Origin of the sequence: Enterococcus sp. MSG3299, from assembly GCF_050555765.1 — a bacterium.
GTDB lineage: Bacteria > Bacillota > Bacilli > Lactobacillales > Enterococcaceae > Enterococcus > Enterococcus faecalis.
In genome coordinates this window covers 2,638,007-2,664,100 of the sequence record NZ_CP187869.1, presented here as the reverse complement: position 1 = coordinate 2,664,100, position 26,094 = coordinate 2,638,007, and the positions used below count along the sequence as shown (strand labels likewise).

28 protein-coding genes are annotated in these 26,094 nt (G+C 37.2%); 16 read left to right on the top strand and 12 right to left on the bottom strand.

The annotated features are described in order from the left end of the window. Nucleotides 1-203 precede the first annotated feature (203 nt). On the top strand, nucleotides 204-632 hold the full coding sequence (gene rplM / locus IGL23_RS13095) for a 50S ribosomal protein L13 (protein ID WP_048670019.1): 429 nt from the start codon (nucleotides 204-206) through the stop codon (nucleotides 630-632). A gap of 13 nt (nucleotides 633-645) precedes the next feature. Beyond that, on the top strand, nucleotides 646-1,038 hold the full coding sequence (gene rpsI, locus IGL23_RS13090) for a 30S ribosomal protein S9 (RefSeq protein ID WP_002354786.1): 393 nt from the start codon (nucleotides 646-648) through the stop codon (nucleotides 1,036-1,038). Between the two features lie 314 nt (nucleotides 1,039-1,352). On the opposite strand, the gene IGL23_RS13085 is transcribed toward rpsI, so the two are convergent. After that, nucleotides 1,353-1,574 (bottom strand): helix-turn-helix transcriptional regulator, encoded by a 222-nt coding sequence (locus IGL23_RS13085; RefSeq protein WP_033594238.1) that lies wholly within the window; start codon nucleotides 1,572-1,574, stop codon nucleotides 1,353-1,355. 100 nt (nucleotides 1,575-1,674) lie between these two features. On the opposite strand from IGL23_RS13085, the gene IGL23_RS13080 reads away from it, so the two are divergent. The 4 genes from IGL23_RS13080 to IGL23_RS13065 all read left to right on the top strand — a co-directional run bounded on the left by IGL23_RS13080 (nucleotide 1,675) and on the right by IGL23_RS13065 (nucleotide 5,544). Beyond that, nucleotides 1,675-1,911: a helix-turn-helix domain-containing protein gene (locus IGL23_RS13080; protein ID WP_430619660.1), complete on the top strand. Its 237-nt coding sequence runs from the start codon at nucleotides 1,675-1,677 to the stop codon at nucleotides 1,909-1,911. A 37-nt stretch (nucleotides 1,912-1,948) separates the two neighbouring features. After that, the gene (locus IGL23_RS13075; protein ID WP_033594239.1) at nucleotides 1,949-2,269 is read left to right on the top strand and encodes a hypothetical protein; all 321 of its coding nucleotides are present in this window, start codon (nucleotides 1,949-1,951) and stop codon (nucleotides 2,267-2,269) included. 114 nt (nucleotides 2,270-2,383) lie between these two features. Then, on the top strand, nucleotides 2,384-3,349 hold the full coding sequence (locus IGL23_RS13070; protein WP_033594240.1) for an FRG domain-containing protein: 966 nt from the start codon (nucleotides 2,384-2,386) through the stop codon (nucleotides 3,347-3,349). Then, entirely contained in the window at nucleotides 3,349-5,544 is a 2,196-nt protein-coding gene (locus tag IGL23_RS13065; RefSeq protein ID WP_033594241.1) for a hypothetical protein, read from the top strand. Before IGL23_RS13070 ends, IGL23_RS13065 begins: the two co-directional genes overlap by 1 nt. Before the next feature lie 40 nt (nucleotides 5,545-5,584). Here the strand turns inward: IGL23_RS13065 and dcm are convergent, their stop codons facing one another. Then, nucleotides 5,585-6,871: a DNA (cytosine-5-)-methyltransferase gene (dcm, locus tag IGL23_RS13060; RefSeq protein WP_033594242.1), complete on the bottom strand. Its 1,287-nt coding sequence runs from the start codon at nucleotides 6,869-6,871 to the stop codon at nucleotides 5,585-5,587. A 150-nt stretch (nucleotides 6,872-7,021) separates the two neighbouring features. Between dcm and IGL23_RS13055 the strand changes: the two genes are divergently transcribed. Beyond that, entirely contained in the window at nucleotides 7,022-8,491 is a 1,470-nt protein-coding gene (locus IGL23_RS13055; protein WP_033594243.1) for a MutH/Sau3AI family endonuclease, read from the top strand. Nucleotides 8,492-8,672: 181 nt separating this feature from the next. On the opposite strand, the gene IGL23_RS13050 is transcribed toward IGL23_RS13055, so the two are convergent. The 5 genes from IGL23_RS13050 to IGL23_RS13030 form a co-directional block, all read right to left on the bottom strand. Continuing rightward, complete coding sequence (locus IGL23_RS13050; RefSeq protein ID WP_002358978.1) at nucleotides 8,673-11,192, bottom strand: sigma 54-interacting transcriptional regulator; 2,520 nt, start codon at nucleotides 11,190-11,192, stop codon at nucleotides 8,673-8,675. Between the two features lie 147 nt (nucleotides 11,193-11,339). Next, nucleotides 11,340-12,167 (bottom strand): PTS system mannose/fructose/sorbose family transporter subunit IID, encoded by an 828-nt coding sequence (locus IGL23_RS13045; protein WP_002360964.1) that lies wholly within the window; start codon nucleotides 12,165-12,167, stop codon nucleotides 11,340-11,342. Next, nucleotides 12,164-12,979 carry a PTS mannose/fructose/sorbose/N-acetylgalactosamine transporter subunit IIC gene (locus tag IGL23_RS13040; protein ID WP_002365419.1) on the bottom strand — a complete coding sequence of 272 codons (816 nt, stop codon included), beginning with the start codon at nucleotides 12,977-12,979 and terminating at the stop codon, nucleotides 12,164-12,166. Before IGL23_RS13040 ends, IGL23_RS13045 begins: the two co-directional genes overlap by 4 nt. A 16-nt stretch (nucleotides 12,980-12,995) precedes the next feature. Further along, the gene (locus tag IGL23_RS13035) at nucleotides 12,996-13,487 is read right to left on the bottom strand and encodes a PTS system mannose/fructose/N-acetylgalactosamine-transporter subunit IIB (protein WP_002354800.1); all 492 of its coding nucleotides are present in this window, start codon (nucleotides 13,485-13,487) and stop codon (nucleotides 12,996-12,998) included. 12 nt (nucleotides 13,488-13,499) lie between these two features. Further along, a complete protein-coding gene (locus IGL23_RS13030) occupies nucleotides 13,500-13,919 on the bottom strand; it encodes a PTS sugar transporter subunit IIA (protein WP_002354802.1) in 420 nt (139 codons plus the stop codon). Nucleotides 13,920-14,176: 257 nt separating this feature from the next. On the opposite strand from IGL23_RS13030, the gene IGL23_RS13025 reads away from it, so the two are divergent. The 3 genes from IGL23_RS13025 to IGL23_RS13015 all read left to right on the top strand — a co-directional run bounded on the left by IGL23_RS13025 (nucleotide 14,177) and on the right by IGL23_RS13015 (nucleotide 17,036). Next, nucleotides 14,177-15,112: an ABC transporter ATP-binding protein gene (locus IGL23_RS13025; protein ID WP_002368489.1), complete on the top strand. Its 936-nt coding sequence runs from the start codon at nucleotides 14,177-14,179 to the stop codon at nucleotides 15,110-15,112. Then, nucleotides 15,105-15,875, top strand: coding sequence for an ABC transporter permease (locus IGL23_RS13020; protein ID WP_002354811.1), 771 nt, complete (start codon nucleotides 15,105-15,107; stop codon nucleotides 15,873-15,875). Before IGL23_RS13025 ends, IGL23_RS13020 begins: the two co-directional genes overlap by 8 nt. Before the next feature lie 186 nt (nucleotides 15,876-16,061). Beyond that, entirely contained in the window at nucleotides 16,062-17,036 is a 975-nt protein-coding gene (locus IGL23_RS13015; RefSeq protein WP_033594244.1) for a tRNA dihydrouridine synthase, read from the top strand. Nucleotides 17,037-17,093: 57 nt separating this feature from the next. On the opposite strand, the gene IGL23_RS13010 is transcribed toward IGL23_RS13015, so the two are convergent. The 5 genes from IGL23_RS13010 to rpsN form a co-directional block, all read right to left on the bottom strand. Next, complete coding sequence (locus IGL23_RS13010; RefSeq protein WP_016616437.1) at nucleotides 17,094-18,629, bottom strand: zinc ABC transporter substrate-binding protein AdcA; 1,536 nt, start codon at nucleotides 18,627-18,629, stop codon at nucleotides 17,094-17,096. A gap of 20 nt (nucleotides 18,630-18,649) precedes the next feature. Beyond that, the gene (locus tag IGL23_RS13005) at nucleotides 18,650-18,772 is read right to left on the bottom strand and encodes a putative metal homeostasis protein (RefSeq protein WP_002383181.1); all 123 of its coding nucleotides are present in this window, start codon (nucleotides 18,770-18,772) and stop codon (nucleotides 18,650-18,652) included. 33 nt (nucleotides 18,773-18,805) lie between these two features. Next, nucleotides 18,806-19,780, bottom strand: coding sequence for a CobW family GTP-binding protein (locus IGL23_RS13000; protein WP_033594245.1), 975 nt, complete (start codon nucleotides 19,778-19,780; stop codon nucleotides 18,806-18,808). 15 nt (nucleotides 19,781-19,795) lie between these two features. Beyond that, a complete protein-coding gene (gene rpmG / locus IGL23_RS12995) occupies nucleotides 19,796-19,945 on the bottom strand; it encodes a 50S ribosomal protein L33 (RefSeq protein WP_002354818.1) in 150 nt (49 codons plus the stop codon). Between the two features lie 110 nt (nucleotides 19,946-20,055). Next, nucleotides 20,056-20,325, bottom strand: a complete 270-nt coding sequence (gene rpsN / locus IGL23_RS12990; protein WP_002354822.1) for a 30S ribosomal protein S14 — start codon at nucleotides 20,323-20,325, stop codon at nucleotides 20,056-20,058. Nucleotides 20,326-20,525: 200 nt separating this feature from the next. On the opposite strand from rpsN, the gene IGL23_RS12985 reads away from it, so the two are divergent. The 6 genes from IGL23_RS12985 (at nucleotide 20,526) to IGL23_RS12960 (ending at nucleotide 26,077) form a co-directional block, all read left to right on the top strand. Next, nucleotides 20,526-20,924, top strand: coding sequence for an OsmC family protein (locus IGL23_RS12985; RefSeq protein WP_033594246.1), 399 nt, complete (start codon nucleotides 20,526-20,528; stop codon nucleotides 20,922-20,924). 362 nt (nucleotides 20,925-21,286) lie between these two features. Continuing rightward, complete coding sequence (locus tag IGL23_RS12980; RefSeq protein ID WP_002354824.1) at nucleotides 21,287-22,009, top strand: methionine ABC transporter ATP-binding protein; 723 nt, start codon at nucleotides 21,287-21,289, stop codon at nucleotides 22,007-22,009. Further along, the gene (locus IGL23_RS12975) at nucleotides 22,006-22,677 is read left to right on the top strand and encodes a methionine ABC transporter permease (RefSeq protein WP_002368484.1); all 672 of its coding nucleotides are present in this window, start codon (nucleotides 22,006-22,008) and stop codon (nucleotides 22,675-22,677) included. Before IGL23_RS12980 ends, IGL23_RS12975 begins: the two co-directional genes overlap by 4 nt. Before the next feature lie 12 nt (nucleotides 22,678-22,689). Continuing rightward, nucleotides 22,690-23,508: a MetQ/NlpA family ABC transporter substrate-binding protein gene (locus IGL23_RS12970; protein ID WP_002354826.1), complete on the top strand. Its 819-nt coding sequence runs from the start codon at nucleotides 22,690-22,692 to the stop codon at nucleotides 23,506-23,508. A gap of 90 nt (nucleotides 23,509-23,598) precedes the next feature. After that, nucleotides 23,599-25,368 (top strand): sensor histidine kinase, encoded by a 1,770-nt coding sequence (locus tag IGL23_RS12965; RefSeq protein WP_033594247.1) that lies wholly within the window; start codon nucleotides 23,599-23,601, stop codon nucleotides 25,366-25,368. Then, nucleotides 25,349-26,077, top strand: a complete 729-nt coding sequence (locus IGL23_RS12960; RefSeq protein WP_002354828.1) for a LytR/AlgR family response regulator transcription factor — start codon at nucleotides 25,349-25,351, stop codon at nucleotides 26,075-26,077. Before IGL23_RS12965 ends, IGL23_RS12960 begins: the two co-directional genes overlap by 20 nt. The last annotated feature ends 17 nt before the right edge of the window (nucleotides 26,078-26,094 follow it).

Genomic DNA, 26,094 nt, shown 5'->3' with positions numbered 1-26,094 from the left:
TTGGCGGTTTTTTTTTTGTTTAAAAGGCACAAAAAAATAAGTGAAAATCTATTTTCTGAAAGCGCAGAAAAACATTGACTTTATCAGTGATTGAAGGTAAAATATTAAATGGTATTGTTTGCCCCACAATGAGCCCCGGAAACTCAAGTGTATGTCAAACATCGAAAACAAAATTGGAGGAAAGAAACGTGCGTACAACATATATGGCCAAAGCTGGCGAAGTAGAACGTAAATGGTACGTAGTAGATGCAACAGATGTTCCTTTAGGACGTCTATCAGCAGTTGTTGCTTCTGTACTACGTGGTAAAAATAAACCAACATTCACACCACATGTGGATACTGGAGATTTCGTAATCGTAATTAACGCTGATAAAGTAAAATTAACAGGTAAAAAAGCTACAGACAAAATTTACTACCGTCACTCAATGTATCCTGGAGGATTAAAATCAGTGACAGCTGGTGAATTACGCGACAAAAACTCTCGCCGTCTTATCGAAACTTCTGTAAAAGGTATGCTACCTAAAAACACTTTAGGACGTAAACAATTTACTAAATTGAACGTATACGGTGGAGCTGAGCATCCACATGCTGCACAACAACCAGAAGTATTAGATATCACGAACTTAATTTAAGGAGGGAAATTCATTGGCACAAGTACAATATAGCGGCACAGGCCGTCGTAAAAATGCAGTTGCCCGCGTACGCTTAGTACCAGGTACTGGTAAAATTACTGTAAACAAAAAAGACGTAGAAGAATATATTCCACATGCTGACTTGCGTGAAGTTATCAACCAACCATTTGGCGTAACTGAAACAAAAGGCGCTTACGATGTAATCGTAAACGTAAACGGTGGTGGCTATGCTGGACAATCAGGAGCTATCCGTCACGGAATCGCTCGTGCATTGTTACAAGTAGATCCTGACTTCCGTTCTGCTTTAAAACGCGCTGGGTTACTTACTCGTGACGCACGTATGGTTGAACGTAAAAAACCAGGTCTTAAGAAAGCCCGTAAAGCTTCACAGTTCTCAAAACGTTAATTATTTGGAGTCGTTGCGAACGTGTTCGCTTACGAAAAAAATCTGGGACGAAGATTTCCTTGGAAATCGAGTACCACTCAATTATCATTTTGAAAGACACTTTCCAACTTGGAAAGTGTCTTTTTTTGTTGTAGTAATTACAGTGTTATTTCTGCTATACAAGTCTTATAGGCTGATTACACGCTTATCTTTATTACCAATAGAATGACGGATCCTGATTTCAAAATTATACGCCTCCTAAAAACACACTTATGCAGAGGATAAATTTCTTTTTAGTTAATTTTCTAATTTTGTTCACCTACCTATTTTTCTGTTTAGTTTTCATTAACAACGAATATATCCTCAACCCTCACATGGAAAAATTTAGCAATCCTAAAAGCTAATAATAAAGAAGGCGTATAGCGATTTTTTTCTAATTGAAGAATGGTTTGTCTCGAAACACCGACCTTTTCTGCAAGTTCTTGTTGAGTCATGCGATGAATTGCTCTATATACATGGATAGAACTGACGAAATTTTCTTTTTCTACTTTACTCATAAATACACTTCTTTTATATAAAATGCATGTCTATACGAACAACACTATAAAAATAGTTTACTATACGATGTTTATATAGACAACAGTTAGAAAGGAGAAAATGAATATGAGTCAAGAAAAAAAATCGGTTAAAGTAGAAGTATTGATCAATGACTTACTAGCTGAAAGAAATATGTCTCTGAGAGAACTAGCGAGATTATCAGGTATTGAACCATCTAATCTCAGTAATCTTGCGAATGGCAAGCGAAAAAGAATCTATTTGGAACACATTGAACGTATTGCAGATGCTTTGGAGATTGATGATATATCCCGTATTATGAAGATTTCAAAAAAATGATTTGATATACTGAATAATTTGTTTAGGAGAAATAATATTGAAGAATTTAAAAATATTTGATACATATACACGCAGAGAAGTATATGAGATTTTTGATGGAATAACACCGTTTACACCAGGAGCAGGAACTTGGGGGATTCATGGTATTGTAAAAATTCCTAATAGAAAAAAAGATTATGTCTTGTTTGTAACTTTTGGTCAGAAGGGGTTCAGATTAGAATTTAAAGAGAGTCTTACGGTGGACGGAATTTTAAAATGGCAATCACAACCTAAACAAACAATACAGAATAAGCAAATTCAAGATTTTATTAATCATGATTATTTAAAAAGTAATATTTTAGTTGGAAAAAATTATTGAATATAAAACATACAATTATCAAGTTGAATTTAAATAGATTAATGCTATAAATTTATATCTGTGATAAAATTAATTAGCGAGTTGAATCGTTAATATTTTAGGAGTTAATATATTATGAAAAATTCAAAAGTTCTGGAGTATATAGATAAAATAATAAAAAAAGTGACTGAGCAAGAAGAAAAAATGAAGGAGTTTTTCTATGACGACACAATAGTATGCTTTCGAGGAGAAAGCAAAGATTATGGTGAAACAAAATTAATGCCAACTTTATTTCGTGATAGAGATAATATTCTTTTAGAAAAAGAGCTAATAGAGTTATTGTGTGATTATGATATCCCTGATAAAAAAGATGTTACTAAGTTATCTAGAACCATTGCTGGTCAACATTTCGTACAGACTAGTCGTTTATTAGATGTTACTTTTAACATGTTACCTGCTTTATATTTTGCAAGCCACCCTAACAATGAAAATGGGTATATCTACACTTTTGTTTTTCCTGAAACGTTTTCTCCTAATTCTGATTATTTAAATGATTATTATGATTATTTGGTGGAGGAAAAGCTAAAGCCACATCCTAAAGATTTTAAAGTTATAACGCATAGTTATAATAATGAGAGGATAAAAATGCAAAGTGGAGGATTTATTCTTTTTTCTGGAATGTCTTTTAGCAAAATACCTCAAGAATACTATGAATCAATAGAAATTTTGGCTGAAGATAAAGATGTTCTAAGAAAAGAGTTATCCCAATTTTTTAATATGAGTGAAGCGACTTTATTTCCTGAAAAAGATAAGCGAAGAGGCCCAATTAAAAATCAATTATTAGTCTCAAAGAAAAAAAGATATCACATAAATAAGTATTTAGATGCAGAATTAGATGCTTATTTTAGACGAATAGAATTTGAAGTTAAATTAAAACAACTTAATGGAATAGGTAAAGATAGAATTTACAGGTTTTTACGTAAGGAAAAATTAGACTTGATAAATTATGTTGAAAAGAATGTGTCCAGGGAAGAACGAGAAGAAAAAATCAATATTGTAAATAATAAATTCATATTTATAAAGTTAGGGGTGAATCATTAATGACAGATTTTATAGAAAAATTATATTATAGAGGAATACTGGAGGATGAAGACTTGGATTCTTCAATACCTAGTAAATGTTGTAATGAATTTTATAAAATAGAAAAACAGACGCAGGATTCAGTTAAGAAAATTATATATGGAAGTTATGAAAATATAGATGAATTAAAAAGTGAAGAGTTTATAATTGATAAAATAAATAACCTTACTAAATTAGAAACTACTTTAAAAGGTAACGAAGATTTTAATATTTTATATATTTTCTTCAAAAGTTGGGAGCAAGAAAGAAGAGTATTGAGTATATTTTTAAGTAAGGCCAGTAAAGCTAGTGAAAGAAAAATAATAAATTCTGTATTTTCTTTTTATCAACCAATTTATTCAGAAATACCTAATAATATGTCTATACGAGTTAGTGATGAGGAAATTAATTATTTGGAATACGCAACTCCAGAACATATGGAAGCAAAAATTTTTAATATATCTATGTATGAACTCCAAAAATTATACAATATTTTAGGTACTAGACTTTTTCAAAATAACGTACGTATTGGTATTTCAAATAAAAAAGTAGGAAGAGAACTGAGAGACGAATTTAAAACATATTTAATAGCAGGTCTAACTAATGAATATAAAGATTATTCAGAAGAAGCAAATGCTTATTTTAGTCTCCCTGATTCAACATTATCAAAGTTTAATCCCGATATATTTTGGTATAAGCATAATGGAATAAATATTTACATCAATGAAGATAGCCCGCTTGAATTTTCAGGGGATTCTATTATATTAAATCCTCATGATGTAAATGTTATAAATGGAGCACAAACATTAACTAACTTTTTCTTAGCAAAAGAAGAGGTATTAGAAGAAACGTCTTCCTTTATGGATTTAGATGAAAAAGTTTTATCAAAAAATATCGATAAAGTTTTAAAAGACATAGTTGTAAAAACAGTATTCATTAAAGGATTGGATACGTTAACTTCAACAATAACTTGGGGGTTGAACAATCAAATTCCTATTACAGAACAAGATTTTATAGGTGTTTCATCCGAAGTAGAAGAATTGAATGAATTACTAGGGAAGTATCAAATTAAAATATTAAAAACAGGGGAAATCGAAAAAATTAATACAGGTTTGACGCCGCTAATGTTTATGAAAGTATACTTACTTGCCACAGAGCAGCCGGGAAAAAGCAAAAATTATAATAAACAAAAATTGAAAGAGGAGTTACCTTCGGTTGTAACAGAAGTACGAAGAAACAATGAACTGTTAGAAAAAATAGACTTAATTTTAGAAATAGAAAAGTGGTGGAGTAATTACATCAAAGGAATAGCAGAAAAAACGTATTTTCATAAATATGCTCGTAATTATTTTCAAAGTTTCGTTATCCATATGAAAGACTTTGATAATAGAGGTAGCTTATTAGACAGTGACTTAGAAATATATTTTGAAGTACTAGAAAATATTTTGAAAGAACATAATCCTGACATAAACGAATTTAAAAATGATGACTTGTTTAATGAAATAGTTCTAGAGACGGAAAAAAAATATAGTGACGAAAATGATAATATCAGTCAGGTAAAGGACTCTGTAGAAGATTTAGTATCATATATAAATAATAATCGAAAAACTAATTATTCTATATCAGCCACCATAAAAAAATTTAATGAAGAGAAAAATATCACATTGGAATACTTTAGAACAATTCCTATATTGAATAGAAGAGTTAAAGAAAGTATGCCATTACCAAACTCGACCTTTGAAGAGTTTTATAAATGGGATGGATATTTAAAAGACGATAAACAAGAAACTCAGTATAAACAATTTGAAGAATCTCGGTTTTATGAATTAATTCAGGAGGAATATCCTATCTATGTAATAATTTTTAATGAAGATAAAGAAGTTAGAGACATTAAATTTATACCGAGCTTTTCTATTACAAAAGGTAAAAATTGGGAAGAGAATGCCAAAAAAACGTATAACATGGTGAAAAATGCTTTCGAACAAGGGGATATTGAAAAATTTCCTAAAATTAGTACAGGGATTGGATTTCATATTAGGCCTAAAGCTATCAATAGTAGTGATACTTTTCAATTTACAGACGGTAAAGATATAACGAAAAGAACTTTTTGGGTTAATTCGAGCTATATCGCAGAAATTTTAAACCAATGTTTAGAAGGATTAGGATTGTTAATATAAAGTAAAACAAGAGAGTTGATAAAAACTCTCTTGTTTTACTTTATATTAGATTTTGTAACTCGTCGCCAATACGTTTAACAATCTCCGTAACTAAAGCATTTCCCATAAAGAACATACGCATACGATCAGATACTTCTACAATCTCTCCAGTACTTAATTTTTTATATTTAGTCCAATCAGGTTGGAAATCTTGTAATTTCTCTGCTTCTATAGGAGTTAATAAACGGTACTTACCATCAATGTTTAACAGATGTGTAGATCTATTAACACTACCTTCAGAAGTTAGCATTGTACGTCCAGGCAAATCTAAATCATCGTATGGAGACATACCTCCTTCAGAAAAGATATACGTATGTCCTTCCGATGTTGTCCGTTCGATACGTTTAGGTCCACGTAAATATTGGAATTTTTTTAATTTGTCGGTATCTTTTAAGAAATATTTTTCGGGAACTTCATTGTTTGGTTGAATGATTTCTTTTAAAGGAATCGGTTTTTCGTCGCCTTTAGGCTCTGTATCTATAGTATAATATCTCCCGTAACGCATAATACCAGTATTCCAAACTTTTCCAGAAAAATTGTCTGAAACTTCAACTATATCTTCCGGTAATTCATAGAAGGCTTCACGATTTTTTACTGGTTGTTGGAGAATAGGAAATTGTTTGGCGAATAGTCCGTCTTTAAAAAGATAATTATCATATCGGCGTTCTTCAATGAATATATCTAATGTAGAGGTGCCTTCAAATTTTTCATCAATTTTTTTTGCAAAATTAGTGTCATTTCGATAGACAAAAAAGAAAACGCGCCGTCTTCTTTGACTACGACCATAATCAGCAGCGTTTATTACACGCCATTCTACAGAATATCCCAATTCATTAAAAGAGGCTAACATAATAGCGAAATCACGCCCTCTTTGCTTAGATGGAGATTTTAATAAACGATCAACATTTTCTAAAATTAAATACTGTGGGCGGATATGTTTGGTTGCACGAATAATTTCCCAAAATAATACGCCTTTTTTACCTTCAATACCCATTTCGTGTTTTTTACTACGTGCTACAGAATAATCTTGGCAAGGAAATCCACCAACAATAATATCAGCATCCATTGATTCAAATTCTTCATTTGTGATGGTTTCGATATTTTTATTTATGTTGAGACTATTCGGATAATGAAAATTATATACTTCAAAAGCATCTTGGGATTTTCTTGAAGGTTCCCATTGATTAGACCATTTTGTTATATATAAATCTGGGTTAGACTTTTCAAGACCTACGCGAAATCCACCTACTCCAGCGAATAATTCTAATACTTTTAATTGTTTGCTCATTATACGAACATCCTTTCGGTTTAACTGTTTACTATTATACACTAAAAATAAAAAAAGATCAAGATCGAAATTCAAGTGATATAATAAATATATGTAAAAAAATAGAAATTTGGGGATATTTAATTTTTTGAAAGAAAAGGTGGGGATTATGTGGATAGAAGCTTACACACATTTAAGGAAGAAGAATTAATTACAATTTTAAAAAGCGTAGTAGGAAAAACTTTAGGTGAAGTAGATAAGAACAATGTTTTTTATCGTACAATAAAACATCCGAAGATTACGGGAATTGCAGGAGATGTAATTGAGCAATCAGTTTTAGGTTATCCCGCAGATTCATCCAAGAACCCGGATTTACTTGTAGACGGATTAGAAGTAGAGCTAAAAACAACAGGTATTCGGAAATCAAAGAAGAAACAAGGTATGTACGAAGCGAAAGAACCAATGTCAATAACTGCTGTATCTCCCAAACTTATCATCTCTGAAGAATTTCATAATTCTCATTTTTGGAAAAAACTGAAAAGGTTGTTATTAGTTTATTACTTATATGATGCAGAAGGAACTGTGCCAGCGGCGGATTACGCAAAGTTTCCTATTAAAGGTTTTGATTTTAATGAATTTGATAAAGAAACTCAGGAAAAATTACGTAATGATTGGACTTTAGTACGAAATTATTTAAGGAAGGCACAAAATGATGCGAATCCAGAGAAACATTATCCAATGCTATCTTCAACATTAAGGTCAGAGCTAATGTTAATTGATACCGCTCCTAAATGGCCTAATCCTCCTCGTTTTAGATTGAAGAGAACTGCTGTGTCAACTCTTGTTCAGAAACATTTTGGTAGCAAGCTTGAAGAACTTCCTGAAGAGTTCAACACTTTTAAGAAACTAGATAAACAATTAAGAGAGTTTACAAGAAAGTACAAACGAATGACAGTTAGAGACTTGATGTTAGAATTAAACATCCCTATCAATTTAAATTCTAAACAAGATGTTGCAAAGTCTGTAACGGAACAAATTGTTACGCATATGTTTGGGGCGAAATCAAAAAAAATGAGTAAAATTGATTTGTTTAGTGAGATTGGATTAGTGGGTAAGACAATTACTCAAACGAATACAGGGAACCGAACCGAGGATACTAAGATGTCCCCAGTAGATTTTGATGAATGGTTAAATACAAATCAAACATTTGAGGAATCTACCGTTTATGCAGATTTTAGTGAACAACAATTTTTATTTATTATATTTGAAGAAAAATCAAATAAACAAAAATTGCTGGATAAAGAGTTTTTAGGGTTTAAACGTCTATCATTTAATGAAGAGTTTATTGAGAATGAAGTGAAACCTGTATGGCAAATAGTTCGCAATCTTATACAAAAAAAAGAATTAGTTGAAGTAGAAGAAACTGATAAGTATGGTAATGTTAAACTGAATAAAAATGGAACAAAAAAAACGTCAATCAATTTTCCAAAATCAAAAGAACATGCAGTTTTCTTTAGAGGTTCTGGTGCGGATTCTAAAGACAAGCCAGTGACTATTAATGGAATATCGATGTATCGTCAAAACGTTTGGGTAAAAGGTTCAGTATTAGTGGGGATGTTAAATGAATTACCATTTCTATAACTTAAAAATGGGAAACTATCCAACAAGTCGAAAAACAAGACAAAGAGGGTAAGAAAAAAAGCGTCGTTAAACTAGACTTTACCTTAGAAACATCTGTAGAACCTAATATGTATGAATTTTTAACGCAGAACACAAACTAAAAAAGCCACTTTCCTCTGGAAAGTGGCTTTTCCCATCCCCCTCACCGAGAAGACAAAATTTCATAAATCACATAGAGTTCCCAGTTGGAAATCTCTATTCGATAAAACTGTTCTAGAGTATAGAAAATGTTTTTAGCGTTTTGGAAAAATGGTTTTTGGTTAATGGTTAGTTCCTCTAGGTTAGCAGGGATTTCATAGTCTTCAACGCCGAGCATTGTCCGCTCTACCATGAGCGCGTTGTGCATCATTAAGTTAAATTTCATTTTGCCGCTGAGTGTGAGGTCGAAACGTTTTTCAATGTTTTTTGTAACGTTTTCGACTTGTTTAATAATGACGTCAGGATTTAGAAATTCTAGTTTTTCTGACAAGCCCTCTTTCGAGAAGAAGTGAACAAATTCGTTAATCATGCTATCAATGTTATTGGGATGCATCAAGTTTTGGAAAGGTTCCATCAACTGGGTTCCTGCATCTTCGTCTAACATGTCTAAGAGATTCACGCTAGCAACATTCGTATGATTGTCTAAGTAGGACGTCGTCAAAATGAGCGAGGTTTCTTTTAAATAATTTTCTTCGGCGTTGGCAATGTCTAACGTGTTTACCAAATCTTTGTATTTTAGAGTAATGACTTTAATATCAGTATACAGGTATTTTTGACAGATTTGTTTGATTTGCTTGGCAATATCCAGACCTGAAATACTAGAGACAATGATATTTTTTTCCACTGAAAAGCCTTCAAAGTACTGTACATCGGTTTTAAATTTTTTTTCAGCGGTTTTAGCAATACCATAGAAAAGTTGTTCGTTCATTAATTGATGACCAATTTCCAACGCATAGGCAGTGGTCAGGTTATTAATCACCAAAAGTTCTCCAAGAATTTGCGGTTTCAAACTTTTATAAAGTTGTGTCAGGGAACCCATATCGACGAGCATAATGACGCCTTGTGATGTGTCCCGCTGAGAAAGCCAGTCTTTAACTTCGGCGACGATATCTCGGACGGAGGAGGTTAAGGGCATGTTAATCGCATCGAAAATATAGGTACCACATAATTTGTTGGCAACGGCTTGAATACTTGTGGCAGTCGATTCACCATGCGCCACGAGGAGCGCTTGGTAAGGAATCGTTTCAGAAATTTCTCCGCTAAGTAATACAGATAAGAGTACCTCTGTCAAGAAACGGTATTCTTCTGGCAGCGGACTGACTAAGTTTTTCACGAGGGAAACCGTTCGCGGATAGTGTTCTTTTAACTGTGCTTGGACTGGAAGGAGCATTGTTTCGTTAAATGTTGGCGGTAAAATTTTCAGCAATTTGGCAACATCTTTCATCGGTTTTTCAGTTTGTTCAGGTTGGTTAATAATTAGTTTGTTTTTGGTTTGGACTTCCGTGACTAGGTTTTGTAAAAAATAATCATTTTCCAAGGTTATTTCATCGTCTAAACAATATTTAATGAATTGTGTCAGTTCAGTTTTTAAGTGGGCCAGTGTTTTTTCTTTTGTAAATAAGGCTTCAAATGTTGCGAAAATATCGGAAGAAAGTGTGTCTTCTTCTAACACTTCTTTGTCTAAAGGAATCGCAATCATTGGTTGAGTCGCATCGCCAATGACGACGGGTTGATTGGGCAAAGTTTTTCGTAATTGCGACGCGCAAAGGAGCTGCACTTTGTTGGATAAACTTCCCACGTTGCCAGGTTCGTCATTTTCTAATAATGCCGTAAAGATTTCTTCGTCCACGTTGATGTCTTTGGTCATTCGTTTCGCTTCTCGGTGGAATAAGTTTTTCAAAATCGCAATCCGTTCTCGAATGGGGCGCTCTTTGAAGTTCGGAAGTGAGACGATTACGGAAATTCGGCGATAAAAGGTTGGTAATAAGACTTTTTTCGGGTTTTCGGTGGTCGCAAATAGTAGCCGGACCTTGGAATGCACCATTTTTCCTTCTTCACCAATGGGACGGAAGGTTCCTGTATCCATAAACTGAAAGAGTTTTTCTTGGTTTTCGTTGGATAATCGATGTACTTCATCTAAAAAGAGTACGGAATTATTGGCTTGGGCCAAGAGTCCTTGCTTTTCTGATTCAGCTCCAGTAAATGCGCCTTTGGTATGGCCGAAGAGAATGGATGACAGTAATTCGGGATTGTTGGCATAATCGGCACAGTTAAAGGTGTAGAATTTTTCCAGGCCAATGATTTGTTCGTTTTTTAGATACTCATAAATCAGCTTTGCCAAAAAGCTTTTGCCGACGCCACTGGCTCCATGGATTAATAAAGGCATACCCAATGGGGGATACAACATAGCGGCTTTGCATTGTTCGATGGCTTTTTTGGCGCTGCCTTGGCTACCGATGTATTGTCGAAACACATCGGTCGTGGGGGTTGTTGCACGGGTTAATTGCCAATAAACGGGTTTTTTTCCCGTTTGTTGGACTTCACCTTTTTCCAATAATTTATTTAAGTATAAGCTGGTTACCGAGCGGCTTAATTGAATTTTTGTGGCAATTTCTTGTGTGCTCATCGGGGTGTTGCTGGTTTCTAAAATATCAACTAAGTGTTGGTAGGTCTCCAAGCGCATGATTCATCGTCCTTCCAAAAGAGAGGTCGGGACAGGGGTTGCTTCTGTTCCCGCCGTTTATCAGCTTTTAAGCCTGAGATAAAAATCACTTTGGATTTTTGTCTCAGGCTCTAAGTGTTTAATAATTAAATGTTTATTGTTTCAATTTTAACAGATGCCTAGTAATCCTAGCAAGATGCCTAAGAACATGATACCAAACATCACCACGTTAACATTGACTTTTTTGCGTAATAGCCAGAAAGCAAGTAACGTCACGGCTAATGGTACGATACCGACGAATAGTTGATCCAAATAGTCTTGGATTTTAACTACGTCTTCGCTTCCTTTAACGGAAACTTCAAGAATCGTTTTGAATTTTACATTTGAAGCAGTCATACTGCCCATCATCATTAAGCCTAGCATACTCGATACTTTTGTGAGTATCTTCATTCCGCCTGATTCGTACATTTTTTGGATAAAACTTTCACCGATTGAATAGCCGCTATACAACGCATAATAGTGAATAAGGAACGCAGGAACGTTGTATAAAAGTAAGAAGACAATCGCCCCTAATGGCGAACCAGTGCTGGCTAATGAAATCCCAATACCGGCAGCAATGACACGCAAGATGCCCCAGAAGAAGGAATCACCGATGCCTGAAAGTGGCCCCATTAGTGAGGCCTTAACTGCTGTAATAGAGCTAGCATCAAAATTTTCGTCTTCACTGTTTTGTTTTTCCATCGAAGCAACGAGCCCCATAATGAAGTTATTGATATGCATGGTTGCATTGAACCAAGTGGTGTGACGCACCAATGCCTCGGCCCGTTCTTCCTTGGTTTTATAAAAACGATTGATGACTGGGAGTAAAGTGTACATGACACCCACTGCGTGGTATTGTGTAGCTCCTGTCCGGCTAGCATTCATCGTCCAAGAACGCCAGAAAACAGAGCGCATCATTTTTTTCTCTTCTTTAGATAAATTCTCTTTTAACTTCATGCGAAAAAGTCCTCCTCTTCGATTTCTTTCGCGCTGCCTTCAACCGCAGAAGACGCCGCAGGTTTTCTTTTTAGAATGTCGCGAAATTCTACATCCCGTTGGGCACTCACGACACAAATTACTGTCCCGATGACCGCTACCGCAACGGCTGGTAATTGTAGGTACGCGGTTAAAACAAAGCCTAAAATGTAAAAGACGGCCAATTTATTATCCCATAATAGTTTCATTAACATAGCAAACCCAACGGCAGGTAAAAGTCCGCCAGCTGCGCTTAAGCCGTTCATCAAATTTTGTGGAATGCTTTCAACAAACAGATTTACTGGCCCGCTTCCTGCTAAAATTCCGATAAATGAAATCGAAGCGATGATTAAATAATAAATGATCCACGTTCCGTAATGCAGTGTTACAACCATTTTTTGGTTGCCTTCACGTGCCGCTTTGTCAAGAGAAGGAGCAAAGATATTCATAAAGACATTTTTTAAAAACATCACCACGAAAGCGGCTAACATCCCAATTGGTACGGCTAACGTCATGGCGGCTTTTTGTTCGACATTTGAAATAATTGCAAACGTTGTGGCTAAAGTAGTCGCAGTTACAGGTTCCGCTGCGATAACACCACCGATATTAACATTTCCTAAGAAAATTGCTTCTAAAGAGGCCCCCATTAAGACCCCTGTTTTCATGTCGCCCATTAAAATTCCTGTGACTAATCCAACGACTAAGGGACGTTCCATCATACTTTGACCAGTTAAATAATTCCCAGCAAAACAGATAAATACAGCTAAGGCTGCCATTGTTGCATGCATAAGCATTGTTCATTTCCTCCTTTTAATTGACGGCTTGTTTTAGACTTAATTTTGAGTTGGTTGGCAGTACTTGGTTATAGCTTTCCACGTGAGTCAAACTGGCTAATTCTTTGGCAGCTTCTAACTCTTCAGGGTTTAATTGGACACTCGGGAAAACCATTGTTTTGGTGGCTGGATCTGATTTATCAAAGCGGCCAGCGTTGGCAACATTCACACTTTCAATATCTGTCACGTTTTTCGCAATTTTAGTAGCATCCGCTACACTGTTCACAATTACAAAAATTCGTTTGTCTTTACCACGAGGATCATTGAAGACATCAATCGCATCATCAACTGAGCGAATTAATAGTTTCATGCCATTAGGGACAGCCATTTTTAACGTCATTTGCATTACTTCGTTTTTGGCTGCTTCATCATTCGCTACAACTAATAAGGGGGCATTCAATTCTTTGGTCCAAACTACGGCTACTTGGCCGTGAATTAATCTGTCGTCTACTCGTACTTGTGTAATCATTTTAATTTCCTCCTAAAAAAAGTTTTCTTCTTCATTTGATGGGTTTAATTCAACGAATTGAATTTGTGCTTCAGCAATTGCTGCTTGAATATCTTCTTTGGTTAGCTTTTCGCCTTCTTTTAAGAAAATCAGAGATAAGGCAATGGCTAAGTTGGCATTGGAAATGATAAAAACATTGTCTGGTTTTGTCGTCATGACTTCTTGAACAATTTTTTGATTGACACTACCACCATATAAATCTGTTAAAATAATAGCTTGTTCTTCTGCGCCAAGGGACTGAAGAAACGTTTGAATAATTGGCGTGTAGTCCTCAGGAGTCACATAGGCATTGATGACCGCCAGCTCTTTTCCTTTGTCTGCGAGAATATCCAAGGAACTTTGGAAGCCTTTCGCTAAGTTTCCGTGACTAGCAATTAAAAATTTTCTTTTCATTCTTTTCACCTCACTTTTATATAAAGCAAGTTCTGTGCCAAAAAAAGAGAACTCTAAATCCTTGATTTGAAAGGAGTTTAACGTTCTTGAAACTGTTTAAACAGTTTTAAATCAAAATAAACACGTTAATCGTTGGCTAGTTTGTTGTTGAAAAATAACTAAGCAAGACTGTGAAATTTAATCAAAATAACCCCCGTTTTTATCGAGAAGTGTTACAATAATACTCATGAATATTTATACATTAAGGAGAGTTACGAATGACTGATGCTCTTGTGATACAAGATTTACGCAAAGTGTACGCTTCAGGTGTTGAAGCGTTGCGGGGGATTGATTTAACAGTCGAAGAAGGCGATTTTTATGCTCTTTTGGGACCGAATGGCGCAGGAAAATCAACGACGATTGGGATTGTGACCTCGTTAGTTAATAAGACTTCGGGGAAAGTCAAAATTTTTGGGTATGATTTAGATACGGAGATGGTGCGGGCGAAGCAACAGATTGGGTTAGTGCCGCAGGAGTTTAACTTCAATCCGTTTGAAACGGTCCAACAGATTGTGGTCAATCAAGCGGGCTATTATGGGGTGTCTCGTAAAGAAGCCATGAAACGGAGTGAAAAATATTTAAAACAATCCAACTTATGGGAAAAACGGAACGAGCGGGCGCGAATGCTTTCTGGCGGAATGAAACGTCGGTTAATGATTGCTCGCGCGCTGATGCATGAGCCGAAGTTATTGATTTTAGATGAACCAACTGCAGGTGTCGATATTGAATTGCGCCGTGAAATGTGGGCCTTTTTACAAGAGTTAAATGCGCAGGGAACCACGATTATTTTGACGACCCATTACTTAGAAGAAGCTGAGATGTTGTGTCGCAACATTGGGATTATTCAGTCTGGTGAATTGATTGAAAACACCAGCATGAAGCACTTGTTAGCAAAATTACAATTCGAAACGTTTATTTTTGATTTAGCACCTTATACGCAGGCGCCAGTTATTGAAGGCTATCAAAGCGTATTTGAGGACGAGTTAACGTTAGCGGTGGAAGTAGAACGAAACCAAGGAGTCAATCACTTGTTTGAACAGCTAAGTCAACAAGGAATCAAAGTATTGTCAATGCGGAATAAGTCCAACCGTTTGGAAGAGCTCTTCTTGAAGATTACCGAGGATACGTACCATAGGGAGGATCAACATGTTTAGTCTGTATTTTACTGCTTTAAAAAGTTTAGCTGTGAAGGAAACCAACCGTTATTTACGGATTTGGGTCCAAACACTGGTACCGCCAGTGATTACGACGTCCTTATATTTTGTGATTTTTGGGAAAATGATTGGCGGGCGAATTGGCGACATGGGCGGTTTTTCTTATATGGAATTTATCGTGCCAGGTTTAATTATGATGTCAGCCATTACAAGCTCGTACGCCAATGTTTCATCTTCCTTTTTCTCACAAAAATTCCAGAAAAATATCGAAGAAATTCTCGTGGCGCCAGTTCCAACTCATGTGATTATTTGGGGATTTGTGATTGGTGGCGTTGGTCGTAGTATTTTGGTCGGTGCGTTAGTCACCATCATTTCTCTATTTTTTGTCCCATTGCACGTTGTTTCTTGGCTGATGGTCATCATGACTTTATTGATGACAGCGATTCTTTTTTCTTTAGCTGGTTTGTTAAATGGTATTTTTGCGCAATCCTATGATGATGTATCGATTGTGCCGACCTTTGTGTTACAGCCTTTAACTTATTTGGGTGGGGTTTTCTATGCCATTTCCATGTTGCCGCCATTTTGGCAAGCTGTCTCAAAAGTTAATCCGATTGTTTACATGATTTCTGGGTTCCGCTACGGTTTCCTAGGGGTTCAAGATGTGCCAATTGGTATTTCTATGACCATTTTAATCTTATTTATTGTCGTTTTATATGGCATTTGTTGGTACCTTGTAGAAACAGGGCGTGGTTTACGTAGTTAAGCCGTAAAAAGATTAAACTGTCTGAATCACTCATTCTAGCGAGCAGATTCAGACAGTTTTCTTGTTTCTAAGTATGCTTTTTTGATTCTTCGTGCATTTCCCTGTATAATAGCAATGTTTCGCACCAGAATATGTCGACAATTGTCGTTGAAAATAAAGAAAAAATCAGAAACGGAGTATATGAAGATGAGCAAGAATTTTTGGGCAACATTGCCAAAGCCCTTTTTTGTTTTAGCACCGATGGAAGATGTCACTGATGTGGTCTTTCGTCATGTCGTGAAAGAAGCTGCAGCACCAGATGTGTTTTTTACAGAGTTTACTAATTCAGATAGTTATTGTCATCCTGAAGGGAAAGACAGTGTGCGCGGGCGCCTCGTTTTTACAGAAGATGAACAGCCGATGGTGGCACATATTTGGGGAGATAAACCGGAATTTTTCCGTGAAATGAGTATCGGCGTAGCGGAGATGGGCTTTCAAGGATTAGATATAAATATGGGCTGTCCTGTGCCCAACGTGGCTGAGCGTGGAAAAGGCAGCGGGCTAATTTTGCGCCCAGAAGTCGCGGCTGAATTGATTGACGCCGCCAAAGCAGGTGGCTTACCTGTTAGTGTCAAAACACGCATTGGGTTTACTGAAATGGCGGAAATGGAGGCGTGGATCACGCATTTATTAGAGCAAGACATTGCGAATCTATCCATTCATTTGCGAACACGAAAAGAGATGAGTAAAGTGGATGCCCATTGGGAGGTCATTCCGCAAATTATGGCTATTCGGGACCGTGTCGCACCGCAAACGACAATTACGATTAATGGGGATATTCCCGATCGTCAAAAGGGCCTAGAATTAGCAGAACAATATGGTGTAGATGGCATCATGATTGGTCGGGGGATTTTTAAAAATCCTTATGCCTTTGAAAAAGAACCCAAAACACATACGCCACAAGAATTGCTGGGCTTGCTACGTTTACAATTGGATTTTCAAGACAAATATGCGGAATTGGTGCCTCGCTCCATCGTTGGGTTGCATCGCTTCTTCAAAATTTATGTCAAAGGCTTTCCAGGTGCCAGTGATTTAAGAGCACAATTAATGAATACAAAATCAACGGATGAAGTGCGCCAGTTGTTAGCGACGTTTGAAGTAGAACATGGTGTGCTTGACTAAATAAAAAAAGAGAGGAGGCAGCATTTTAGCTAATGCTATCTCCTCTCTTTTGAATGCTTAATGCGCAATCATTTCTTGGGCAATTTCTTGTTTGCTTAAGTCGCTTGGATAATACGTTGGCCAGTTGTCCATTTCATTGAACAGACTTTCTTGGCTATCGCCGCCGAAGAAGATGTGGAAATGAGCGGCTTTCGTTGGTGCGATGTTGTGGTCGCTAAATTGGACGTATTTAAACCGCCCAGCATTGGCATCGTCTGTTTCAAAAAGGAAACGGACGCCACGGTTGCCTTTTGCATAGTTTAAAATTTTATAACCGGCTGCTTTATAGGTGAATTTTTGTGGTTTGCCATCGACCAGAAACTCGATGGTGGAATCAGTGATGTTGATGTGGTCGACATCGGTTTGATAGCCGGCATCATAGTAGGTTTTGTATTCGGCTGGTGTTTTATCTTTTTTCAGTTTCGCTTTGTAATCGAAGACTTGGTCTAATGTGCCATCTTTTAATAAAGGATAGACGGATTGCCAATTTCCAGCGTAATCTGTCAGTGTTCTCTCAGCCACCTCACTGTCTTTGAAATAGCCGTTAGCCACGGTTTTTTCTGTTTTTTCAGAGGTTTCTGGCTGAACCTCTTTCCCAGCTGTATCTGTTGTTTTTTTCAAAGCAGTTAAGTTTTCTTTCATTACAGAAAGATAATCTTCGCCATTGTCCATTTGTTTTTGTGTCAAACTTTCTAGCGGGTTTAGGACTTCCAATTGAACATTCGCTTCGTCAGCTAACGTTTTAGCAATTTTATCGTTGGCATTTTTTTCAAAATAAATATAGCGAATTTGGTTGTCTGTGACATATTTTTTCAACTCTGCCAAGCGCCCTGCTGTTGGCTCTTGTTCAGGTGTTAAACCAGCTATTGGCACTTGTTTTAAGCCGTAATCTAAGGCAAGATAACCAAATGCAGCATGTTGGGTAACAAAACTTTTTTGCTTAGCGTCTTTCAAAGCTGTTTGGAACTCTTTGTCTAATGCTGTTAATTTTGTTAAGTATTTTTCTGCGTTTGTTTCAAATGTTTTGGCTTTTTTAGGGTAAAGTTTGACTAATTGTTCTTTGATGTTTGTGACTTCTTGGATGGCACGATGGGGCGAAACCCAAGTATGCGGATCTAATTCATGGTGGTGGCCTTCTTCGCCATGTTCGTGGTCATGGTCGTGTCCGTCTTCGTCACTGCCAGGAAGTAAGACCATGTTTTCGGTACCTTTAATGACGTTCGGGGCTCCTTTTTTCCAGCCTTTAGCAGCTTTGGGTACCCAAGATTCCATATTTTCATTGTGGTAAACGAAAACATCCGCATCATGGATGGTAGCCATATCTTTGGCGGATGGTTCATAATCGTGTGGTTCAGAACCAGCAGGGATTAACAATTTGACGTCTCCTTCATCGCCTACAATATTTTTAGTGAAATCGTACATAGGATAAAAAGTCGTGACAATGGATAGTTTTTCTTTACCGTCAGCGGTTTTATCAGAGGTGTTTGTTTTGCCGCAAGCGCCGAAAAGGATTAGCGATAAGGCGGCTAACAGGGGAAGAGTAAATTTTTTCATAGGTGTGCTCCTTTAGTGAATTACGCAATTTTCTTTTGTTTATTGCGCTTATGTTCTTTAATGATTTTAAGTGCGCGTTTTCGTGTTTTGATGTTGGGACTTTTCAGTCGACGATAAGCGCTAGATAAGTCAGTTTTTTCCATTATATATAGGACCTCCATTTCGTAAAAAATAATTTACGGAGTAGCTATTTTGTTGAGGGTTTGAAAGGTTTCTTGAATTTTTTTTGTCTCTAATTCTTTGCCAATCAGAACAATTGTCGTTTCTTGAGGGGGGTGATTCGTCATTTGAAAGGCCACTTGCTGGTTGACGCCTTGCATGGCAATGGCCAAGTCATGCTCCTGTAAGGCGAGAATCCCTTTGAAACGGTATAACTTTTCCTGATGTGTATACATTAACCAATCAAGCCAACGAGTGAAAAGAGGTTCGTTGAGGGCTGAGGACGCCGTTAACGTAAGGGAGTGAAAGGTATGGTGATGATGCTCGTGGGCGTGCTCATGCGGGGAATGAGTCATTTCGTGTTCTGTAAGTGTTGCCGTAAACTTATTTAATTGAAAAAAGTCACTAGCCAAAAGAGGCTCGTTGGCTTGAAAGGATAAAATATCAGCAAAAGGATTAATGGTACGAAGGGTTTCTTGGAACGTTGGTAGCTGAGTGCTGTCTGCTGGTTCCTTGACAGAAAAAAAGAGGCGATCTGCTAAGGCCAGTTGTTTGATGGCTTCGGCTTCTTGAAGTTGCTGTTGCCAATGATGCCCATCAACGACCGTTAAGAGACTGTCTATATAGAAATGATTTTTGATGTGCGGGGTCGTTAAAATTGTTTGAATGATTGGTTGCGGATCAGCAATGCCCGTTGTTTCTAAAATGACTTGGGCAACGGTTTGTTGTTCTTCTTGGTACACTTCTAAGATTGCTGATAAAGAGGCAAGAAGATCTCCTCGTAAGCTGCAACACATGCAACCGTTATTTAATTGAATAATTCGTTCCGTGGTTTGTAAAAGTAATGCGTGGTCAACGCCTGTTTGACCAAATTCATTTTCAATAATAATAATTTCTTCTTTAGGAAACGGTGACTGCGCAAGCGCATGGTTAATTAAGGTTGTTTTTCCTGCGCCTAAAAAGCCAGAAACAATGGTGATTGGAATGCCCATCAAGTTTTCCTCCTGTTATTTGACTTCAGTGAAAAGTGCGCGGCGCCGTAGTTTTGGTGAATATTTTTTCAGCTGTAATTTTTCTGGTGTATTTCGTTTGTTTTTACTTGTTAAGTAAAGGCGCTCGCCAGTTTCAGCGCAAGCTAACGTAATGGTTTGGCGCATAGTACCGTCCTCCAATTTGATTTTTTTAATTGCGTATAAAAGATAAAGGGGGCTGCGAGGTCAGCCCAAATGCGACTGTCCTCGCTAGTTGTCTTTATCGAAATAATGAGTTACCAGCTTGCTTTTTTGACGCCAGGAATCAAGCCTTGGTGAGCCAATTCACGGAAACGAATCCGAGACATGCCAAATTTACGCATGTAGCCACGTGGGCGCCCATCTGTTTGATCGCGGAGTTTTAAGCGACTTGGATGAGCATCTTTTGGCAATTTGCTAAGACCTTCATAATCGCCAGCTTCTTTTAAGGCTTGGCGAATAGGCGCATATTTTGCAATCATTGCTTGTTGTTTTTTTGCTTTAGCAATTTTTGATTTTTTAGCCATAAGGCACTTCCTTTCTTTTTGGATTTATAAAATATAAATCGTAATGGTTACGATTTGAACGGAAGTATATTATCAGGTGTTGAGTTGTTTGTCAAGTGAGAATTTTGTTTTTTTTAGGACTTGCTAAGTTGAGAAGTTAGAAATGTTTGTTTTAGAGCTGTTTTGTAGTATCTTTTAAGAAAAAGTAAAAAGGAGTGAAGATGGCAATGGTAGAACGTTTGACGATTATTCGTGGTGTGGAAAAATTTGAATTACAAACGAAAACAGCGCGCTGGGTGTTAGCAAAAGAAGAGGGATACTCGCCAGTTCAAATGCTCGTTTCGGCAATTGGCGCTTGTGGGGGATACGTGTATCAATCCGTTTTGGAAAATTCGCACATTCCCTTTGAGTTTGAAAAAATAGAAGTCACGTATTCAAGAGAAGTAGAGAGACGCGCACAACCATTAAAACAGGTAACGATTCTCTTTTATGTGACTGTTCCAGAAGCCTTTCAAGCACGGGCGACACGGTGTTTGAAGCTTGTCTCCTCAAACTGTCCAGTGATTCAATCATTGGCTGAAAGAATTACTGTCGAAGAAACAGTTGTATTTAAAAAGTAAACTATTAGAGACATTATCGTTACGAGCGCTTTTCCCTTTTTGGATGCCTCGTTTCTGAGAATGTCTTTTTTTAGTAGGAGCGTGGGGAAATAGCTGTAGAAACAGGAAATTTTTAATTCATTTGTACAAAATAATACAGACAAAAAACAGATAGTGTTTTTTTCACAAATAAAAAGGTTGCTTTTTTTTCTGTTTTAGTAGATGATGTAAGTAGTTACATCTCTGGTATAACGCTGTTTTTTGAAACGTGTGTTATTTTTTAATTCGTAATAGTTTTTTTAAATCGTTTCACAGAATTACTTTAATTGTTATACAGTTTTTTTAGTTGTTATAGTTTGTTTGTCGGCCTTTAGGAGGTAATCATGATTGAGTTAGTGAATGTGTCGAAAGTCTATCAAGAGACACACGCGTTAAAAAATATTCACTTTTCTGTCCAACCAGGAGAAATCGTTGGGATTGTTGGGAAAAGTGGCTCTGGCAAGTCCACGTTGTTACGTTTGTTGAATTTAATGGAACAACCGAGTGAAGGGGAGATTCGTATTGATGGCAGAAATGTTCAAACCTTCTCTAAAAAAGAAGTTCGCCAGCAGCAACAACAAATGGGGATGGTGTTTCAGCATTACAATTTGTTAGAAAATTTGAAAATTTATGATAATGTTGCGTTGCCTTTGAAACTTTTAAAAGAGAAACAGCCTGAAAAAATTGAGCGTTTATTAACGTTTGTTGATATGGCCCATAAGGCAGAAGCGTATCCTGCTCAGCTTTCTGGTGGAGAAAAACAGCGTGTCTCTATTGCTCGAGCGTTGAGCCGTAATCCAAAATGGTTATTATGTGACGAGGCAACGAGTTCATTAGATGAAGAAAATACAGAAAGTGTCGTTCGACTATTACATAAGACGCATCAGGAATTCCGACCGACTATTTTCTTTGTCAGTCACGAATTAGAAACCGTGAAGCGCTTATGTAATCGTATCTTAGTGATGGAAAAAGGTCAGTTAATTGGCGAATTTCTGAATAATCCTCAGCAATATGAGGAAGAACCGCTTTCCTATTTAGAAAAAGTGGAAAGGAGTTTGCGCCCATGACTTTTTCAGAAACCTTTGCCGAATATTGGCCATCTATGCTGGTTGGTTTAAAAGAAACAGGGATTATGATGTCGATTTCGATGGCTATCTGTTTGCTTGTTGGCTTGCCTTTAGGCTTAGGACTATTTTTGGCTAATCCGAAAGTCAAAGGGCATCAACCTTGGCTGTACTGGGTTTTAAATTTCATTGTAACTGTTATTCGCTCGTTTCCTTATTTATTATTTGTGATTGCGTTGATTCCAGTCACTCGTTCTGTTTTAGGAAAGGCGTTTGGCCCAATTCCTTCATCTGTGCCATTGAGTATTGTTGCGATCGCGATTTTTGCTCGCTTGGTTGAACAAGTGCTGTTGGATGTTCCAGAAGAAATTTATTTTTTAGCTAATTCGTTAGGTACCTCGAAAGTCCAATACATTTGGCACTTTTTATTGGTGGAAGCACGTAGCGGATTGGTTCTTGCTTACACAACCACGACAGTGAGTATGGTTTCATATTCCACGGTGATGGGTGTTGTTGGTGGCGGCGGGATTGGCGATTTTGCAGTTCGTGTCGGGTATCAACGGTATGAATACGGTATTATGTATGTTGCCATTGTGATTATGATTGCACTGGTCTTCATTTTACAAATGCTTGGGAACTTCATTGCCCAAAAACTAGACAAAAGAAAGTAGGAGGACAAAAGAATGAAGAAGTTTTATTTAGCAACATTCGCTGTTATTGCAACAGTTATTTTAGCTGCCTGTGGGGGAAATAAACAAGCAGACCAGAAAGAAGACAAGGAGATTACCGTTGCCGTGCAATTGGAATCTTCAAAAGATATCTTGGAGATTGCCAAGAAAGAAGCTGAGAAAAAAGGGTACAAAATTAACATTATGGAAGTGAGCGACAATGTTGCCTACAACGATGCCGTGCAACATGACGAAGCGGATGCTAATTTTGCGCAACATCAACCCTTCATGGAAATGTTTAACAAAGAGAAAAAAGCTGATTTAGTGGCTGTGCAACCGATTTATTATTTTGCTGGTGGTTTCTATTCAAAAGAATATCAAGATGCGAAAGATTTACCTGAAAATGCCAAAGTGGGGATTCCTAGCGATCCAACCAATGAAGGTCGTGCTTTAGCAATTTTAAATGCAAACGGCGTGATTAAATTAAAAGAAGGTGTCGGCTTTAATGGCACGGTGGCAGATGTCGTGGAAAATCCTAAAAACATCACTTTTGAAAGCATTGATTTACTGAATTTAGCTAAAGCCTATGATGAAAAAGACATCGCTATGGTGTTCTGCTACCCAGCCTACTTAGAACCTGCTGGTTTAACAACGAAAGATGCGATCTTGTTAGAAGATGAAGAAGCAAGTAAACATTACGCATTGCAAGTTGTGACACGCAAAGGCGAAAAAGATAGCGAAAAAATCAAGGTTTTAAAAGAAGCGATGACAACAAAAGAAGTTGCTGAATACATCAAGAAAAATTCTAAAGGCGCCAATATTCCTGCGTTTTAATGAATAGAAAAAATGAAGCCTCTTTTTGAGAAGCTTCATTTTTTTCTTTTCCTTGATTTATAGTATAGTTAATAGGAAGGAGGTGCCGGTGTGGTCGAATTATTTATTTTAATGATGGAACGGGTGGGCTTAATTATTTTACTGGCCTTTCTTTTAGTGAATGTGCCTTATTTTAAGCGTGTTTTATTAAGTCGTGAAAAAATGTCTTCAAAAGTTCAATTGATTTTGATTTTTGGTTTATTTGCTATTATTTCTAATTTTACAGGTATCGAAATCGCTAAGAATCAGATTGTTCCCAATAATTTACTAACCTATTTAAGCAGCAATGCTTCCATTGCGAATACGCGTACGTTAGTAATTGGCGTTTCTGGATTAGTGGGTGGTCCGATTGTCGGCAGTACGGTTGGTTTAATTGCTGGCTTTCATCGGGTTATTCAAGGCGGGGGGCATAGTTTCTTTTATGTGCCTGCTTCTTTAATTGTTGGCTTAATTGCCGGTTTTTTAGGGAGCCGCATGGCAAAGCAAACCGTTTTTCCGTCTGCCGGCTTTTCTGCCATTGTCGGAGCGTGCATGGAAATGATTCAGATGATTTTTATTTTCTTTTTCAGCGGTGATCTAGCGGACGGAGCCACGTTGGTTCGTTTTATTGCGCTGCCGATGATTTTGTTAAATAGCGTAGGAACGTTTATTTTTATGTCGATTCTAACGACGACATTGAAACAAGAAGAGCAGGCCAAAGCGGTTCAGACGCACGATGTTTTGGAATTAGCAGCGGAAACACTGCCATATTTTCGAGAAGGACTCAATAAAAATTCCAGCAAAAAAGTTGCGGAGATTATTAAGCATTATACAAAAGTCAGTGCGATTAGCATGACAAACAGTCATCAAATTTTAGCTCATGTTGGTGCAGGAAGCGATCATCATATTCCAGAGCTAGAAGTCATTACAGAGCTTTCTCGGGAAGTGTTACGGACGGGCCGAATGACCATCGCACATGCCAAAGAAGAAGTTGGTTGTTCGGACCCTAATTGTCCGTTGCAAGCGGCGATTGTGATTCCATTATTTTCCCATCAGCAAATTGTTGGCACCTTAAAAATGTACTTTGCGGATCCAGCGCAGTTAACGCATGTCGAGGAGCAGTTAGCAGAAGGTCTTGGGACAATTTTTTCTTCACAAATTGAATTAGGTGAAGCGGAAGTACAATCAAAATTACTTAAAGAAGCTGAAATTAAATCCTTGCAAGCGCAAGTGAACCCGCATTTCTTCTTTAATGCCATCAATACTATTTCCGCATTAATGCGGAAAGACAGTGAAAAAGCGCGGAAACTATTGCTCCAATTAAGCAAATACTTTCGAGGCAACTTGCAGGGAGCCGTGCAAACTACGATCCCAGTTTCACAAGAACTAGAACAAGTAAAAGCCTATTTGTCATTAGAACAAGCACGGTTTCCGAATCGTTATCAAGTAACATTTGACGTAGAAGAAGCGGTTGCTTCAGAAAAAGTACCGCCGTATGCGATTCAGGTGTTAGTGGAAAATACCATCAAGCATGCATTTGGCAGCCGTAAAGAGAACAATCAAGTCCGGGTAGTGGTCAAAGCAAAACAACACAAATTACATGTGGATGTGTATGACAATGGGCAAGGGATTCCTGAAGAACGCCGCTTGCTATTAGGAAAGACAACAGTGACTTCGGAAAAAGGCACCGGCACGGCACTGGAAAACTTGTCCCGCAGAATGGCGAACCTTTATGGATCAGAAGGTTGTTTTTTAATTGAAAATTTAGAAACAGGCGGGAGCCATGTTCATTTAGAAATCCCGATGGAACAGGAGGAATTAGATGCACGTATTAATCGTTGATGATGAGCCCTTAGCACGAGAAGAATTGAGCTATCTTGTTTCCCAACATCCGCAAGTGACGAGCGTTGCAGAAGCGGATTCTGTGGCGGAGGCAATGGAAGAGATGATGGATCAAAAGCCAGATTTGTTATTTTTAGATATTCATTTGACCGATGAAAGCGGGTTTGATTTAGCGGAAAAATTAACCCATCTTAAAAAAGCGCCCTACTTGGTCTTTGCAACCGCCTATGATCAATATGCGTTAAAGGCCTTTCAAGTGAATGCAAAAGATTATATTTTGAAACCTTTTGAAGAAGAAAAAATAACACAAGTCATTGAAAAAGCATCGAAAGAAATGGCTCAAGCTGTCCCAGAAAACACTGCCGAAAAAGGACCAAAATCTGAAGCAATACCTATTCAAGGGGAAGACCGCATTTATCTTGTGGCGCCAGAAGATATTTACCTCGTTTCTGTCGAAGAACGGCAACTGAGCATTTTTGTGGATCAACAGGTCTACAAGATGACAGGGACCCTCAACAGTATCGAACAAAAATTACCTGCCACGCTCTTTATTAAAACGCATCGAAGTTTCATCTTGAATCGAACAAAAATTCAAGAAATCCAGCCGTGGTTTAATAACACGTTGCAAGTAATTTTAACCAATGGCTCAAAAGTACCTGTTAGCCGTTCATACGTCAAAGAATTTAAAGAAAAACTTGGCTTAAGTTAAAAAATCACCACTTGAAA

Bases quoted from the DNA above. Each gene is read 5' to 3' on its own strand.
- IGL23_RS13040 (WP_002365419.1), bottom strand. From the start codon at position 12,979: ATGCTTATGCATGCAACAATGGCAGCCTTAGCTGTATTTATCTGTTTT.
- IGL23_RS12970 (WP_002354826.1), top strand. From the start codon at position 22,690: ATGAAGAAGTTTTATTTAGCAACATTCGCTGTTATTGCAACAGTTATT.
- IGL23_RS13070 (WP_033594240.1), top strand. From the start codon at position 2,384: ATGAAAAATTCAAAAGTTCTGGAGTATATAGATAAAATAATAAAAAAA.
- IGL23_RS12975 (WP_002368484.1), top strand. From the start codon at position 22,006: ATGACTTTTTCAGAAACCTTTGCCGAATATTGGCCATCTATGCTGGTT.
- IGL23_RS13065 (WP_033594241.1), top strand. From the start codon at position 3,349: ATGACAGATTTTATAGAAAAATTATATTATAGAGGAATACTGGAGGAT.
- IGL23_RS13050 (WP_002358978.1), bottom strand. From the start codon at position 11,192: ATGCGCTTGGAGACCTACCAACACTTAGTTGATATTTTAGAAACCAGC.
- IGL23_RS13010 (WP_016616437.1), bottom strand. From the start codon at position 18,629: ATGAAAAAATTTACTCTTCCCCTGTTAGCCGCCTTATCGCTAATCCTT.
- IGL23_RS13005 (WP_002383181.1), bottom strand. From the start codon at position 18,772: ATGGAAAAAACTGACTTATCTAGCGCTTATCGTCGACTGAAAAGTCCC.
- IGL23_RS12960 (WP_002354828.1), top strand. From the start codon at position 25,349: ATGCACGTATTAATCGTTGATGATGAGCCCTTAGCACGAGAAGAATTG.
- IGL23_RS13085 (WP_033594238.1), bottom strand. From the start codon at position 1,574: ATGAGTAAAGTAGAAAAAGAAAATTTCGTCAGTTCTATCCATGTATAT.
- IGL23_RS13080 (WP_430619660.1), top strand. From the start codon at position 1,675: ATGAATATGAGTCAAGAAAAAAAATCGGTTAAAGTAGAAGTATTGATC.
- IGL23_RS13045 (WP_002360964.1), bottom strand. From the start codon at position 12,167: ATGAAGTTAAAAGAGAATTTATCTAAAGAAGAGAAAAAAATGATGCGC.
- IGL23_RS13035 (WP_002354800.1), bottom strand. From the start codon at position 13,487: ATGATTACACAAGTACGAGTAGACGACAGATTAATTCACGGCCAAGTA.
- IGL23_RS13030 (WP_002354802.1), bottom strand. From the start codon at position 13,919: ATGAAAAGAAAATTTTTAATTGCTAGTCACGGAAACTTAGCGAAAGGC.
- rpmG (WP_002354818.1), bottom strand. From the start codon at position 19,945: ATGCGCCAAACCATTACGTTAGCTTGCGCTGAAACTGGCGAGCGCCTT.
- IGL23_RS12980 (WP_002354824.1), top strand. From the start codon at position 21,287: ATGATTGAGTTAGTGAATGTGTCGAAAGTCTATCAAGAGACACACGCG.
- rplM (WP_048670019.1), top strand. From the start codon at position 204: ATGGCCAAAGCTGGCGAAGTAGAACGTAAATGGTACGTAGTAGATGCA.
- rpsN (WP_002354822.1), bottom strand. From the start codon at position 20,325: ATGGCTAAAAAATCAAAAATTGCTAAAGCAAAAAAACAACAAGCAATG.
- IGL23_RS13020 (WP_002354811.1), top strand. From the start codon at position 15,105: ATGTTTAGTCTGTATTTTACTGCTTTAAAAAGTTTAGCTGTGAAGGAA.
- IGL23_RS13025 (WP_002368489.1), top strand. From the start codon at position 14,177: ATGACTGATGCTCTTGTGATACAAGATTTACGCAAAGTGTACGCTTCA.
- IGL23_RS13000 (WP_033594245.1), bottom strand. From the start codon at position 19,780: ATGGGCATTCCAATCACCATTGTTTCTGGCTTTTTAGGCGCAGGAAAA.
- IGL23_RS12985 (WP_033594246.1), top strand. From the start codon at position 20,526: ATGGCAATGGTAGAACGTTTGACGATTATTCGTGGTGTGGAAAAATTT.
- IGL23_RS13015 (WP_033594244.1), top strand. From the start codon at position 16,062: ATGAGCAAGAATTTTTGGGCAACATTGCCAAAGCCCTTTTTTGTTTTA.
- dcm (WP_033594242.1), bottom strand. From the start codon at position 6,871: ATGAGCAAACAATTAAAAGTATTAGAATTATTCGCTGGAGTAGGTGGA.